Below are 15089 nucleotides of genomic sequence, written 5' to 3' on the forward strand. Positions count from 1 at the left end.
CTCTTGTCCGTCGGAATGACCGGCGGTCACCCGCTCCGCCCGCACACCGCCGCGCTCACCGAAGCGCGAACATCCCGTCGATCACCGTCACGCACTGGCCGCCGAGCACGACGCGGTCGCCGGCCAGCCGGCAATCGAGCCGGCCGCCGCGCGCGCTCGCCTGGAATGCGGTGAAGCTGGGGCGGCCGAGCCGTTCCGCCCAATAGGGCGCGATCACAGCATGGGCCGAGCCGGTCACCGGATCCTCGTCGATGCCGGCGCCCGGGGCGAAGACGCGGCTCACTACATCCGTGTCGTCGCCCGGCGCGGTGGCGATGACGAGGATATTGCCGGTGGTGCGCAGGCCGACGAAATCGGGCGCGAGCGCGCGGATCTCGCGCGCGCTGCCGTAGAGGAGGATGGCGTAGCCGCCGTCGCGCCAATGCGTTTCCAGGCAATCGCCGCCGACCAGCGCGGCGAGTTCCGGCAGCGCACGCGGAGCGGTCGGCCAGGCGGGCAGCTCCAGCGTGTAGCCGGTGCCCGCGCGCCGCACCTCGAGCATACCGGCCTGCCGCGTGGCGAAGCGCACCGCGTCCCGGTCCGGCGCGTCGCCGAGCAGCACATGGCCGGAGGCGAGCGTGGCGTGACCGCACAGCGCCACCTCGACGGCCGGCGTGAACCAGCGCAGCTCGTAATCGCTGGCCCCGCTGGCGTCGGCGACGAGGAAGGCGGTCTCGGACAGGTTGTTCTCGGCCGCGATCGCCTGCAGCGTCGCGTCGGGCAGCCAGCTGTCGAGCGGCATCACGGCGGCGGGATTGCCGGCAAAGGGGCGGTCGGCAAACGCATCCACCTGGACGAAACGCACGCTAGCGGTCATTGGCTCGGCTCCTCGGCAATGGCGGCGGGCAATACGCCCTCCTTGTCCTCCTGTCCTTCGGGATCGACGTGGATGAGGATCTCGACGCCGGGAAAGTCCCGCGCCAGCCGCGCCTCGACCTCGTCCATGACGCGATGCGCCTCCGCCACCGTCATCTGCGGATCGACCCAGACATGGAATTGCACGAAATCCTGCGCGCCGGCGGTGCGCGTGCGCAGATCGTGAATGCCGGCCAGCTCCGGATGGCGGGCGGCGATCTCGAGGAAGCGGCGACGTTTCTCCTCGGGCCACTCCTTGTCCATCAGCTGATCGACGGCGGCCGAGGCGGCGCGCCACGCGCCGAACATCAGCCACAGCGCGATGGCGACGCCGAGCACCGGGTCCGCGCCGCCGAGGCCGAGCCATTGCTCCAGCACAAGGGCCAGGATCACCGCGCCATTGAGGGCGAAGTCGCTCTGGTAATGGACATTGTCGGCGCTGATCGCGAGCGATCCCGTCGCTGCGATCACCCGCCGCTGATAGCCGAGCAGCAGCACCGTCGCCAGCATCGCCACCACCGACACCGCGATGCCATAGCCGGCGTCGCGGCTCGTCTCCCCGCCGAGCAGCGCAGACAGCGCCTGCCAGCCAATGCCGATCGCCGAGACGCTGATCAGCGCCACCTGGAACAGCGCCGCCAATGCCTCTGCCTTGCCGTGGCCGAAGCGATGCTCGCGATCGGCAGGCGTCGCCGCGACGCGTACTCCCCACAGGGTGACGAGCGAGGCAACGAGGTCGAGCCCGGTATCCGCCAGCGAGCCGAGCATCGCCACCGATCCCGTCCGCCACGCCGCCACCGCCTTGAGGCCGAGCAGGAACAGCGCGGTTGCCACGCTCGCCGCGGCGGCGCGACTGGCGCTCGGCCCGCTCACGGGTAGAGCAGGCCCTCGAACCAGCCCGCCCCGTCGCGGACAAACAGGCGCCGCTCGTGCAGGCGATGGGCGCGATCGGTCCAGAATTCGATGCGCTCCGGCGCCACGCGATAGCCGCCCCAGTGCGGCGGGCGGGGTACGTCCCTCCCCTCATAGCGGGCCGCCGCCTCGGCATAGCGCGCTTCGAAAGTGGCGCGGGCATCGAGCGGGCGGGACTGGTCCGACGCCCAGGCGCCGAGCTGGGATGCCCGCGCGCGGCTCGCGAAATAGTCGTCGGCCTCCGCATCCGAAACCGGCGACACCGGCCCTTCCACCCTTACCTGCCGACGCAGCGACTTCCAGTGGAAGAGCAGCGCGGCATGGGGATTGGCGGCAAGGTCGGCGGCCTTGCGGCTCTCCTGATTGGTGTAGAAGACGAAGCCCCGCGCATCATGATCCTTGAGCAGCACGGTGCGCAGCGACGGCCGCCCCGACCCATCCGCCGTCGCCAGATAGACGGCGTTGGGATCGTTGAGCTCGCCATCCGTGGCTTCGATCAGCCAGGCGTCGAACAGAAGGTGAGGGTCATCAGCCATAGCCCCGCCTTTAGCGCCGCTTTGCCGCCTTCGTCATGCTGAACTTGTTTCCGCGTGCCGGGCAGTGGGGCGCCGTTGCCATTGCGCTGCAGCATCCTCTGTGGCCTACTCCGCACGATGATCCAGGCCGCGCTCCATCATCTGACCGCCTATCGCTATGACAGACCGGTACAACTCGGCCCGCAGGTGATCCGGCTCCGCCCGGCGCCGCACAGCCGCACCGCCGTGCCCAATTACGCGCTGTCGATCCAGCCCGCGAACCACTTCATCAACTGGCAACAGGATCCGCACGGCAATTGGCTGGCGCGCATCGTCTTCCCCGAAAAGACCAGCGAGTTCCGCATCACCGTCGATCTGCTCGCCGATCTCGTCGTCATCAATCCCTTCGACTTCTTCGTCGAGGATTATGCCGAGCGCCGCCCGTTCGCCTACGCACCCGATCTCGCCGCGGACCTCGCCGCCTATTTCGAGCTGGAGCCGCAAGGGCCGCTGTTCGACGCGCTGGCTGCCGAATTCGCCGACCGTGAGCAGCGGACCATCGACTTCCTCGTCGATCTCAACCAGGCGCTCAACGCCCGGGTCGGCTACGTCATCCGCATGGACCCGGGCGTGCAGACGCCCGAGCAGACGCTGCAGACCGGCACCGGATCCTGCCGCGATTCGGCATGGCTGATGGTGCAGCTCGCCCGCCGGCTCGGCCTCGCGGCGCGTTTCGTGTCGGGCTATTCGATCCAGCTCGTCGCCGATATCGAGCCGGTCGACGGGCCGAAGGGCGTCACCCGCGACGTCTGCGATCTCCATGCCTGGGCGGAGATTTACGTGCCCGGCGCCGGCTGGATCGGGCTCGATGCCACCTCCGGCATGTTCGCGGGCGAGGGGCATATCCCGCTTGCCGCCACGCCGCATTATCGCTCGGCGGCGCCGGTGGTCGGCGCGCTGCTCGAGCCGGCCCATGTCGATTTCGAGTTCGCCATGGACGTGCAGCGCATCGCCGAGGCGGTGCGCATCACCAGGCCGTTTACCGACGACCGCTGGGCCGCGCTTGACGCGCTCGGCACCAGGGTCGACGCCGATCTCGCCGCGAGCGACGTGCGCCTTACCACCGGCGGCGAGCCGACTTTCGTCGCGGCCGACGATCCGCAGGCGCCGGAATGGAATGGCGAGGCGGTCGGCCCGACCAAGGCGGACTATGCCGATCGCCTCATCCGCCGCCTGCGCGCCCGCTTCGCGCCCGGCGGGCTGATCCATCATGGCCAGGGCAAATGGTATCCCGGCGAGAGCCTGCCGCGATGGGGCTTTTCCATTTACTGGCGCAAGGACGGCGAGCCGATCTGGCGTGACCCGGGCCTGATTGCCGGCGAGGGCGGCGCCGCGATCGTGGATGAGGATACGGCCGGCGATTTTCTCGGCGCGGTGGCAGACGGGCTCGGCGTCGGCGCCGATCATGTCCAGCCCGCCTATGAGGACGGCCTCTCCTGGGCGGTGAAGGAGGCGGAGCTGCCCCCCAATACCGATCCGCGCGATCCCCGGATCGAGGATCCCGAGGCCCGCGCGCGCATGGTCCGCGCCTTCGAACGCGGGCTGGCCCGGCCGGTCGGCCATGTCCTGCCGATCCAGCGCTGGCAGGCGGAGACGGCACCCGGGCGCCTGCCCCAGCGGACCCGCTGGAAGAGCGAGAAATGGCAGGTCCGGCGCGGCCATCTGTTCGCGGTGCCGGGGGATTCCGCGCTCGGCTATCGCCTGCCGCTCGGCGCGCTGCCGTGGGTGCCGCCGGGAGACTTCCCCTATATCCACCCGCGCGACACCACCGCCCCGCGCGATCCGCTGCCCGACTATCGCGCGCAGATCGCGATGCGCGGGCAGGCCGAGGGCGCCGCCCCGCAGGAGCGCGTCGAGCAGCAGATCATCGAGGGCGCCGTGCGGACGGCGATCACCGCCGAGCCGCGCGACGGCCATCTTGCCATCTTCATCCCGCCGACCGAGGCGCTGGAGGATTATCTGGCCCTTATCGCCGAGGTCGAGGCGGTGGCGGAGCGGACCGGCGTGCCGGTGCGCATCGAGGGCTATCCGCCGCCGCCCGACCCGCGCCTCGCCATGCTGAAGGTGACGCCTGACCCCGGCGTGATCGAGGTCAATGTCCAGCCCGCGGCGAGCTGGGCGGAGGCGCGCGACATCACCGAGACGCTCTATGATCTGGCGCGCGAGGAGGGGCTCACCGCCGACAAGTTCATGGTCGACGGGCGGTCGGTCGGCACCGGCGGTGGCAACCATCTCGTGCTCGGCGGCCCGACCGTGCTCGATTCGCCCTTCATCCGCCGGCCGGACCTGCTCAAGAGCTTCGTCCTCTACTGGCAGCGCCACCCCTCGCTCAGCTATCTCTTCTCCGGCCTGTTCATCGGTCCGACCAGCCAGGCACCGCGCATCGACGAGGCCCGCCATGACGGGCTTTACGAGCTGGAGATCGCGCTGGCGCAGGTGCCGCCGCCGGGCGCCGGCGATCCGCCGCCGGCCTGGGCGGTGGACAGGTTGTTCCGCAACTTGCTCGTCGACGTCACCGGCAACACCCACCGCACCGAGATCTGCATCGACAAGCTGTTCTCGCCGGATGGGCCGACCGGCCGGCTCGGCCTCGTCGAGTTCCGCGGCTTCGAGATGCCGCCGGATGCGCGGATGAGCCTCGCCCAGCAGTTGCTGATGCGCGCGCTCACCGCCTGGTTCTGGCGCCAGCCGCAGGAGGGCGCGCTGGTACGCTGGGGCACGCAGCTCCACGATCGCTTCCTGCTGCCGCATTTCGTGTGGGAGGATTTTCTCGGCGTGCTCGCCGACCTGCGCGCCGCCGGCTATGATTTCGATCCGGCCTGGTTCGAGGCGCAGCGGCAATTCCGCTTCCCGGTGCATGGCGAGGTGACGGCAGGCGGCGTCACCTTGCAAATCGCCCATGCGCTGGAGCCGTGGCACGTGCTCGGCGAGACGGGCGCGATCGGCGGCACGGTCCGCTATGTCGACAGCTCGACCGAGCGGTTGCAAGTCAAGGCGAGCGGGCTGGTGCCCGGCCGCCACGTCGTCGCCTGCAACGGCCGCGCCGTGCCGATGACGCCGACAGGCGTACCCGGGGAGGCGGTCGGCGGGGTGCGCTACAAGGCGTGGGCGCCGGCCAATTGCCTGCATCCCCGCCTCGCCCCCAACGCGCCCCTGACCTTCGACCTGCTCGATCGCTGGAACGGCCGCTCGCTCGGCGGCTGCGTCTATCATGTGGCGCACCCGGGTGGACGCAGCTACGATGACGTGCCGGTCAATGCCTATGAGGCAGAGGCGCGCCGGCGGGCCCGCTTCCAGGATCACGGCCACACGCCCGGCCGGGTCGGGATGCCGGCGGACGAGCGGGCGGGAGAATTTCCGATGACCCTCGATCTTCGCACCCCGGGCCCACGCTGAGCCATGGACAATGCCGCCGTGCAGCCGGCCCTGTTCGACTGGGTGGAAGACTGGGTGTCGAGCTATGCCTCGACGGCGGGTTCCGGCGACATCCTGCGCGACAGCTTCGCGCGTGGCGAGACGATGTGGGACGCGATGCTGGCCGGCGTCGCCGCGTTCACCAACGGCGACCTCGCCAATGCCGCCGAGCGCGTCCATCGCCAGGCGCGCGAACTCGGCACGGCTTATCGCCTGCCCGGCGAGAGCGAGGAACGGCCGTGGCCGCTCTCCCCCCTGCCCCTCGTCCTCGGCGAGCGCGACTGGCGAGTGATCGAGGCCGGCGTCGCCCAGCGCGCCGAGCTGCACGAGCGGCTGCTCGACGATCTCTACGGCCCGCAGGCGCTGGTCAAGGAGGGGCTGCTGCCGGCGGCGGCGGTGACGGGCTCGCCGCATTTCCAGCGGGGCATGATCGACATCGATCCCCCAGGCGGCCACCGGCTCTATATCTATGCCGCCGATCTCGGCCGCGGGCCGGACGGCGAGTGGCGGGTGCTTGGCGATCATCTGCGCGCGCCGACCGGGGCCGGCTATGCGCTGGAAAACCGGCTCGCGCTCAGCCGGGTGATGGGCGAGCATCTCAATCGGCTGAACGTCCAGCGCCTCGCCCCCTTCTTCGAGGCGTTCCGCCAGGGGATGGTCGCCGGATGCCGCCGATCCGAGCCGCGCATCGCCCTGCTCACGCCCGGCCGCTTCAATCAGAGCTATCCGGAGCAGGCCCATCTCGCCCGCTATATGGGCATGTTGCTGGTCGAGGGTTCGGACCTCGCCGTGCACGACGATCGGCTGTTCGTGCGCACCATCGATGGGCTGAAGCGCGTCGATGCGGTGTGGCGACGCATGGATTCGCGCTGGGTCGATCCGCTCGCCTTCGATTCCCACAGCCAGATCGGTGTCCCCGGCCTGATGGACGCGATGGCCGCCGGCAACGCCGTGGTCGCCAACATGCCGGGCTGCGGCGTCGGCGAGGCGCGCGGGCTCGCTGCCTTCTTGCCGCGGCTGTCGCGGCGGCTGCTCAACGTCGAGCTGCTGCTGCCGAACACCGCCACCTGGTGGTGCGGCCAGCCGCGCGAGGCAGCCGAGGTCGAGGCGATGTTCGACCGGCTGCTGATCGCGCCCGCCTTCGAGACCGCCGCCGGCCTGAAGGACAACCGCCCCGTCATCGGCGCCACGCTCGACGCCGATGCCCGCGCCGCCCTGATCGCGGCAATGCGGGCGCGGCCGATGGATTATGTCGGGCAGGAGGTGGTGCGCCTGTCGACCATGCCGAGCGTGATCGACGGAGTGATGGCGCCGCGGCCCTTCACGCTGCGCGTCTTCGCCGCGCGTAACGGGCGCGGCCAGTGGCAGGTGATGCCGGGCGGCTTCGCGCGGCTCGGCGAGGATGCCGATGTCCGCGCGACGGTGATGGGCGAGGGCGTGTCCTCGGCGGACGTGACCGTAGTCGCCGGCGCGCTCACCGAGCCGCACCCGGCGGGCAGCCGGCTGCCCATCCATATCCGCCGCAATCCCGGCACGCTGCAGTCGCGCGCGGCGGACAATCTGTTCTGGCTGGGCCGTTATCTGGAGCGCGGCGAGGCGCATCTCCGGCTGGTGCGCGCGGCCCTGGGCGGCACGATCGATGCGGACGGCGGCATGGCGCTTGCGCCAGCGACGATCGATCGCATCGCCGAGCAACTCGTCGCCTCGGGCGCGGCGGCGAAGACGGCGCGGGCTGCCGAGCGAGGCAGCGCCCAGCGCGACGTTGCCGCGCTCGCCTTCGCGGCGCTCGACAATGGCGAGGAATCGGCGAGCGTGCGCGCGCTGCTCGCCACCGCGCGCGGCATCGCCGAGGGCACGCGCGAACGACTGTCGGCGGACGTCTGGCGGCTGCTCGACACCAGCCTGCCGCCGCTGACCCAGGCCGATGCGGCGACGATGCTGAACCGCGCCACCGCCTTTCAGGAACGTTTCTCGGCGCTGGCCGGGCTCGCCGCCGAGAATATGGCGCGCACCTCCGGCTGGCGCTTCCACGATCTCGGTCGCAGGCTGGAGCGTGCAGCCGAGACGTGCCGGCTGGCGCGCGCTTTCGCCGGCGACGAGGCCAGCGTCGACGATCTCGCCACCTTGCTCGACATCTGCGACAGCCAGATCAGCTATCGCGCCCGCTATCCGGAAGGCATCGCGCTCGATGCGGTGCGCGACCTGATCCTGCTCGATCCGTGGAACCCGCGCAGCCTCGCCTATCAGGTCGATCGCATCGTCGGCCATCTGAGGGCGCTGCCTTCGCTGCGTGACGACGGCATGCCGGAGGAGCAGGTGGCGATGGCCACCCATGTCGCCGCGACGATGGCCGTGGCCAATGCCGCGAGCACGGATAGCGAGGCGATGCTCGGCCTTGAGAACCGGCTCTATGCCCTGTCCGACGCGATCGGCGCGCGCTATTTCCTTCAGGGCAGCCAGATCGTGCGGTCGACCGCGACGATCCGCCTCGCATGATCTACGAGGTCACCCACAGCACGACCTTCGATTACGACGCGCCGATGCGCTATGCGCGCTGCAATCTGCGGCTCGAACCGATCGACTGGCCGGGGCAGAGCCTGCTCTCATTCAGCCTGCACGTCGCGCCCGAGGGGCCGATCAGCCCCAGCCATGTCGCCGCCTATGCCGGCCATATCGCGAGGATGGTCGTGGAGCAGCCGGTGACGGAACTCGTCATCACCGCCCGCGCCCGCCTGTCGGTCAATCGCGTCGCGGCGCTCCCTGCGCCGGACGATCCGAGCGTCGCGGGGGTGGCCCGGGCGGCGGTGGCGGTCGCCGATCTCGGCGTGATGTCGCCGGCTAATTACATCTATCCCTCGCCGATGATCGCGCTGACCCCGGACATCGCCGCCTGGTGCGCCGACAGCCTGTCGCCCGGACGCGGCATCGTCGAGGCCGCCTATGAGCTGACCAGTCGCATCAAGGCCGCCTTCCGCTACGACGGCGCCGCCACCGAGACCGATACCACGCCGGCCGAGGCGTTCGACCGTCGCGCCGGCGTCTGCCAGGATTTCGCGCAGGTGATGATCGCGGGCCTGCGCGCCGCGGGCCTGCCCGCCGCCTATGTCTCGGGCTATCTGCGCACCATCCCGCCTGCCGGCAAGCCGCGACTGATCGGCGCGGATGCCACCCATGCCTGGGTGATGCTGTGGTGCGGGCCGGCGCGCGGCTGGCTCGGCTTCGATCCGACGAACGGCGTCGGCATGAATGCGGACCACATCCTGACCGCGATCGGCCGCGATTATGCCGACATCGCGCCGATCGACGGCATCTTCGTCGGCCAGTCCGGCCAGTCGATCAAGGTGTCGGTGGACGTGGCGCCGATCGAATAGACCGCCGGATCAGATACAGGCGGCGCCACAAATGCATCATATAACTCGGGCAATATAATTCCGTCATCACGTCAGTGGCGTTGAAGATCAGAAAGCCAGATAGCGGGAAGTCTCGCAGCCATTGCAGATGTTAATGAAGTATTAGTCATAGCACAACTTGATCCGCATCCGATATAACTGATCCAGTTATAGTTATTATTGGATTGCCAGAAAAAAAATTCTGCCAGGCTCCGATAAATGGCTGCGCTCCCTCTACAAATGAGTGGGGCGCATCAGCTCCCCATGGAATTCACAGATATTTGGGGATGCGATGAGCAGCTGTGTTCTGGATGTGCCGAGCTCGGTGACGGTGCGCTCCGTCGCCGAATTTGGCCAGCAGCTCGCGACGGCGATCGAGGGCAGGAGCGACGTCGCGCTCAACGTCGATGCGCTGCAGGAGCTGGACCTCAGCTTCGTGCAGATCGTGCTGTCGGCCCGCACGCATGTCGAGCGCGAGGGCGGCGTGCTGCGCCTCGCCCGTCCGGCCAATCCGGCGGTGGCCGCGCTGCTGCGCCGCGCCGGCTTCCTCGCCGCGCCCGATCCCGCCGACATCGAATTCTGGTTTCACGGAGAACTTCCGCAATGAGTGCGTCCATCCTCACCGTCGACGATTCGCCGAGCCTGCGCATGGCGATCCGCATCGCGCTGACCGGCGCCGGCTACAACGTCACCGAGGCCGGTGACGGGCAGGAAGGCCTGATGAAGGCCAATGCCGAGAAGTTCGACATGATCGTCACTGATCTCAACATGCCGATCATGGATGGGCTGACGATGATCCGCGAAATCCGCAAGTCGACGGTGCAGACCGGCACGCCGATCATCTTCCTTACCACTGAATCCGACGATGCGATGAAGCAGCAGGCCAAGGCCGCCGGTGCGACCGGATGGCTGGTCAAGCCCTTCGTTCCCGATCAGCTGATCAAGATCGCACGAAAGGTGCTGGGCCAGTGAGCGAGCAGGATCCGATCGCGGCATTCCGCGTCGAAGCGGGCGAGCTGCTCGATCAGGTCGAGCAGGGCCTTCTCGACCTCGGCCACAGGCTGGACGACCGCAACCTCGTCGACGAAGTGTTCCGCGGCCTGCACACGCTGAAGGGCTCGGGCGCGATGTTCGGCTTCGATGCGCTCGCCGCCTTCACCCATCATTGCGAGACGGCGTTCGATCGCGTGCGCAAGGGGCTCGTTCCTGCCACGCAGGAACTGGTCGCCGTGATCCTGTCGGCCAAGGATCATATGCGCGCGCTGGTCGATGGCGATGGCGCCGGCCAGGAGGCCGAGGGCGCGGCGATCCTCGCCCGGCTACAGGCCGCGATCGAGGCCGCCGGCGGCGCCCCTGCCGGCGATGCCGCGCCGACTGGCGTTGCCGCCGCCGCTGCGACGCCCGAGGCGACCGGCGCCGGCTGGCAGATTTCCTTCCGCCTGCCCGCCGACGCCATGGCCAACGGCACCAACCCGCTGATGCTGCTCGACGAACTGCGCGAACTGGGCGAGTGCCACATCGTCGCGCGCACCGATGCCGTGCCGGCTTTTCCTGACCTCATCCCCACCGAATGCCATATCGGCTGGGACGTCACGCTGCGCACCTCCGAGCCGAAGAGCGCGATCGAGGATGTGTTCATCTTCGTGATGGACGACATGGTGCTGACCATCGAAGCGCTCGCGGCCGATCCGGCTCCGGTCGCGGAGGCGGCGCCGGCTGTTCCCATGGCCGCGATCGCGCCGCCGCCCGGCGCGGTGGCGCCGGTGGCCCAGCCCGCCAACGACGCCGGCGCCGCCGGCCGTGCCGCCACCAAGGCGGCCGGCGAGAGCGTGCGCGTGCCGGCCGAACGGCTGGACGAGCTGATGGACCGCGTCGGCGAGCTGGTCATTGCGCAGAGCCGCCTCAGCCAGGTGGCCGGCGCCGGCACCGATCTCATCCTGCGCTCCGTCTCGGAGGAGATTGCGCGTCTCGCCGGCGAGCTGCGCGACACGATGATGGTGTTGCGCATGGTGCCGGTGGCGTCGCTGTTCGGGCGTTTCCGCCGCCTCGTGCATGATCTTTCCCGCGAGACGGGCAAGTCGATCGAGCTTGCCACCGAAGGCGAGAGCACCGAGGTCGACAAGACCGTGATCGAGCGGCTTGCCGATCCGCTCGTCCATCTCATCCGCAACGCCTGCGATCACGGGCTGGAGACGCCCGAGGTTCGCGTCGCCGCCGGCAAGGCCGCGGTCGGGCGCGTGCTGCTCTCCGCCCATCAGGCGGGCGGCGAGGTGGTGATCACCATCCGCGACGACGGCCGCGGCATCGACCGCGACCGGGTCCGCGCCAAGGCGGAAGCGCAGGGGCTGATCCAGCCGGGCCAGGTCGTGCCCGACCAGGATCTGTTGCAGATGATCTTCCACCCCGGTTTCTCGACGGCGGCGCAGGTCACCAACCTCTCCGGCCGCGGCGTCGGCATGGACGTTGTCAAGCGCACCATCGAGAGCCTGCGCGGCGCCATCGACGTCACCTCGTCCCCAGGCCAGGGCTCGACGGTGGTGCTGCGCATCCCGCTGACGCTGGCGATCATCGACGGGCTGCTGATCCGCGTCGGCAGCGGCCGCTATGTGATCCCGCTGGCGGCGGTGGAGGAATGCCTGGAGTTGAGCCTCGAGGAGGATCTGCGCTCGCGCGGGCGCAGCTTCATCACGCTGCGTGATCGGCTGGTGCCGTTCCTGCGGCTGCGCGAGATGTTCACTACCGGCAGCAAGCCCGATACCTACCAGAAGATCGTCGTCGTCGCGACCGGCGCCGAGCGCGTCGGCCTCGTCGTCGACCAGATCATCGGCAGCCATCAGACCGTCATCAAATCCATGTCGTCGCTGCATCGTGACGTCGCGACCTTCGCCGGGGCCACCATCCTCGGCGACGGCGGCGTCGCCCTGATCCTCGACGTCGCCCAGCTCGTCGCCATCGGCCAGCAGCAGGAGGAGCGGCTGCGCGCCGCCGGATAAGCCATGCACGAATCCACCCCCACCCATTGGGATGCCGACGGCAATCTCGAAGTGCTGACCTTCAACCTCGACGAGGAGACCTTCGCCATGGAGGCGGTCCTCGTCCAGGAGATCGTCGACCTTCTCCCCGAGACGATCGTGCCCGGCGCCTCACCGCTGGTCGGCAGCGTCGTCAATTTCCGCGGCAAGATCATCCCGATCGCCGATCTGCGCCTCGCCTTCGGGATGCCGCAGGCCGAGCCCACCGTCGACAGCCGCATCGTCGTCATCGAGATGGACATCCACGGCGAGCCGACCGCCATCGGCATCCGCACCGACAAGGTTCACGAGGTGGCGACGCTGACCCGTGACCATGCCGAGGAGCCGCCGGCCGTCGGCATGCGCTGGAAACGCGATTTCGTACGCGAACTGGTGCGGGCCCAGGACGGCATCATCGTCCTGCCGGATCTGCCCTCCATCTTCCGCTCGCTATCCGCAGCGGACGACCATGCCGGCGCGCCGGCTTCCACCATTCACTGAGCATCGAGACACGGGAGGCAGACATGCGGGCCACAATCAAACTGAAGCTGGGAGGCACGTTCGCCCTGCTTCTCGCCATCATGACCATCGTCATCGTCATGGGCATTTCGCGCCTGACGACCCTTAACGACGCGATCGGGCAGGTCATCAACGGCCCCGCCGCCCAGCTCGATCGCGCCCGCGCCATCGATGCCGGCGTCAGCATGATGGTGCGCGCCGAGAAGAACCTCGTGCTCACCAATGATCCGCAGGCGCGGCGCGGCTTCGAGGAGCAGATCAGCAGCTTCCGCAGCCGCACCAATGATCTGATCGAGCAGGCCAATGCCAATCCGTCGGAAAAGACGCGGGCGGCCTGGGCCGAGCTGCGCGATCACTGGAATGCCTTCACCCCGATCAACGACCGCGTCCGCGCGCTCAGCCTTGCCGACAAGAGCGGCGCGGCAGCGCTGACCATGGGGGAATCGCGCGACAAGGCGAATGCGCTGACCAAGACCGCCGAGCAGCTCGTCAAGAGCCAGCAGGAGATGATGAAGGCCGCCGACGACGATACCGAGGCGCTCTACACCTCTGCGCGCTCACTGATGATCATCAGCGGCGTCATCGCCTTCCTGGTGACCGCCGCGTCCGCCCTCTATCTGGCGATGCTCATCTCGCGTGGCCTCGCTTCCGCCGGCGACGCGATGCGTCAGGTCGCCGAGGGCGATCTCACCCGCACCGCGCAGATCAGGAATAATGACGAGATCGGCGACCTTCTCGGCCATGTGAACGCGATGATCGAGCGCCTGCGCGGCGTGGTCGGGGATTCCTCTGTCGCTGCCGAGAATGTCTCGGCGGGCAGCCAGGAACTGTCGGCCAATTCCGAGCAGGTCAGCCAAGGCGCGACCGAGCAGGCCGCCGCCGCCGAGCAGGCCTCCGCGTCGATGGAAGAGATGGCCGCCAACATCAAGCAGAACGCCGACAACGCCGCCACCACCGAGAAGATCGCCCGCCAGTCGTCCAAGGACGCCGAAGCGAGCGGCGTCGCCGTCGAGCGTGCCGTCACCGCGATGCGCACGATCGCCGAGAAGATCGGCATCGTCCAGGAGATCGCCCGCCAGACCGACCTGCTCGCGCTGAACGCAGCCGTCGAGGCGGCGCGCGCCGGCGAGCATGGCAAGGGCTTTGCGGTCGTCGCCTCTGAGGTGCGCAAGCTCGCCGAGCGCAGCCAGACCGCCGCTGCCGAGATCAGCGCGGTGTCCGGCGACACGGTGAAGGCCGCCCAGCAGGCCGGCGAGATGCTGACCAAGCTCGTCCCCGACATCCGCCGCACCGCCGAGCTGGTGTCGGAGATCAGCGCCGCCTGCCGCGAGCAGGACATCGGCGCTGCCCAGATCAACGAGGCGATCCAGCAGCTCGATCAGGTCACCCAGCAGAATGCCGGCGCCTCCGAGCAGATCTCGACCACTTCGGAAGAACTCGCTGCCCAGGCCGAGGAACTGCAGGCCTCGATCGCCTATTTCCGCGTCGACGGCCGCGGTGACGCCAAGGCCGCACCGGCCCGCCGGGCCGTGGCTGCGGCCCGCAAGCCTTCCGCCGCGGCGAGGCCGGCCGCCAAGGGCAAGGCGCCGGCGATGAAGCCCAAGAGCAATTCGATCGCCGACCAGCAGGCCCGCGCCCGCGGCTTCGCGCTCGATCTCGATACTGGCGGCCCGGACGCGGAGGATGCCGATTTCGGCCAGGCTGCCTGAGCAAAGCAATCCATAACACCAGATACGTCCGACAAGCCTCAAGGAACCCTTGCAATGCGTGCAACCATCAAACTAAAGCTCGGGGTGACCTTCGGGCTCGTCATCCTGATGATGATTATCGTCAGTGCCCTCGGCATTTCTCGCATGTCCGTGCTCAACTCGGCGATCACCGAAGTGATCTACGGGCCGGCGTCGCGGCTCGAGACGGCGATGAGCCTCAACGGGGAAATCCAGACGCTGCTGCGCAACGAGAAGAACATCATCCTCACCAATGATCCGGAGACGATGCGCGATTTCGACAGCAACATCGCCAAGGGCCAGGCCCAGGTCGAGACGCTGCTGCGCAACGGTCAGGAAAAGGCGTCGGAAGCCGGCAGGCCGCTTTGGGCCGCGGCGCGCGACGACTGGAACGCCTACAAGCCGATCAACAACAAGGTTCGCGCCCTCGCCCTCGTGCTGAAGAATGACGAGGCCTCGGCCCTGTCGCTCAACCAGTCGCGCAAGGCCGCCGACCAGCTTTCCGCCTCGGTGAGCAAGATCGTCGAGCTGCAGAAGCAGCAGATGAAGCAGGTCGATACCGATACCGACGCGATGTATGCCAGCGCCCGCGCGCTGGTGCTGACCGCCTCGGTGATCGCGCTGATCATGGCGATCGCCGGCGCCGTG

The 15089-nt window shown here is 68.9% G+C and carries 11 protein-coding genes and 1 pseudogene; 9 read left to right on the plus strand and 3 right to left on the minus strand.

What is annotated here, in order from left to right; genetic code table 11:
- Nucleotides 1-55: 55 nt before the first annotated feature.
- Genes KOF26_RS09205 through pdxH form a run of 3 tightly spaced genes read right to left on the minus strand, consistent with a single transcriptional unit; the run spans nucleotide 56 to nucleotide 2342 of the window.
- The gene (locus KOF26_RS09205; protein ID WP_216323555.1) at nucleotides 56-856 is read right to left on the minus strand and encodes a PhzF family phenazine biosynthesis protein; all 801 of its coding nucleotides are present in this window, start codon (nucleotides 854-856) and stop codon (nucleotides 56-58) included.
- Nucleotides 853-1767 carry a cation diffusion facilitator family transporter gene (locus KOF26_RS09210; protein WP_216323557.1) on the minus strand — a complete coding sequence of 305 codons (915 nt, stop codon included), beginning with the start codon at nucleotides 1765-1767 and terminating at the stop codon, nucleotides 853-855. Before KOF26_RS09210 ends, KOF26_RS09205 begins: the two co-directional genes overlap by 4 nt.
- Nucleotides 1764-2342, minus strand: coding sequence for a pyridoxamine 5'-phosphate oxidase (gene pdxH, locus KOF26_RS09215; protein ID WP_216323560.1), 579 nt, complete (start codon nucleotides 2340-2342; stop codon nucleotides 1764-1766). Before pdxH ends, KOF26_RS09210 begins: the two co-directional genes overlap by 4 nt.
- Before the next feature lie 117 nt (nucleotides 2343-2459).
- Here pdxH and KOF26_RS09220 point away from each other — a divergent pair, with 117 nt between their 5' ends.
- From KOF26_RS09220 to KOF26_RS17470, 9 genes and pseudogenes are all read left to right on the plus strand, one after another.
- The gene (locus KOF26_RS09220) at nucleotides 2460-5777 is read left to right on the plus strand and encodes a transglutaminase family protein (RefSeq protein WP_216323563.1); all 3318 of its coding nucleotides are present in this window, start codon (nucleotides 2460-2462) and stop codon (nucleotides 5775-5777) included.
- A 3-nt stretch (nucleotides 5778-5780) separates the two neighbouring features.
- Complete coding sequence (locus KOF26_RS09225) at nucleotides 5781-8291, plus strand: circularly permuted type 2 ATP-grasp protein (protein ID WP_216323565.1); 2511 nt, start codon at nucleotides 5781-5783, stop codon at nucleotides 8289-8291.
- On the plus strand, nucleotides 8288-9166 hold the full coding sequence (locus KOF26_RS09230; RefSeq protein WP_216323568.1) for a transglutaminase family protein: 879 nt from the start codon (nucleotides 8288-8290) through the stop codon (nucleotides 9164-9166). Before KOF26_RS09225 ends, KOF26_RS09230 begins: the two co-directional genes overlap by 4 nt.
- Nucleotides 9167-9476: 310 nt before the next feature.
- Nucleotides 9477-9791, plus strand: a complete 315-nt coding sequence (locus tag KOF26_RS09235) for an STAS domain-containing protein (RefSeq protein ID WP_216323571.1) — start codon at nucleotides 9477-9479, stop codon at nucleotides 9789-9791.
- Nucleotides 9788-10156, plus strand: coding sequence for a response regulator (locus KOF26_RS09240; protein WP_216323574.1), 369 nt, complete (start codon nucleotides 9788-9790; stop codon nucleotides 10154-10156). The genes KOF26_RS09235 and KOF26_RS09240 overlap by 4 nt, the downstream gene beginning before the upstream one ends.
- The gene (locus KOF26_RS09245) at nucleotides 10153-12177 is read left to right on the plus strand and encodes a chemotaxis protein CheA (RefSeq protein ID WP_216323577.1); all 2025 of its coding nucleotides are present in this window, start codon (nucleotides 10153-10155) and stop codon (nucleotides 12175-12177) included. Before KOF26_RS09240 ends, KOF26_RS09245 begins: the two co-directional genes overlap by 4 nt.
- Before the next feature lie 3 nt (nucleotides 12178-12180).
- Entirely contained in the window at nucleotides 12181-12696 is a 516-nt protein-coding gene (locus KOF26_RS09250; RefSeq protein WP_216323580.1) for a chemotaxis protein CheW, read from the plus strand.
- 23 nt (nucleotides 12697-12719) lie between these two features.
- A complete protein-coding gene (locus KOF26_RS09255) occupies nucleotides 12720-14423 on the plus strand; it encodes a methyl-accepting chemotaxis protein (RefSeq protein WP_216323583.1) in 1704 nt (567 codons plus the stop codon).
- A 54-nt stretch (nucleotides 14424-14477) separates the two neighbouring features.
- Nucleotides 14478-15008 (plus strand): annotated as a pseudogene (locus tag KOF26_RS17470) (MCP four helix bundle domain-containing protein); the annotation flags it as partial.
- Nucleotides 15009-15089 lie beyond the last annotated feature (81 nt).

The organism is Sphingomonas quercus (assembly GCF_018863195.1).
Taxonomy (GTDB): Bacteria; Pseudomonadota; Alphaproteobacteria; order Sphingomonadales; family Sphingomonadaceae; genus Solisphingomonas; species Solisphingomonas quercus.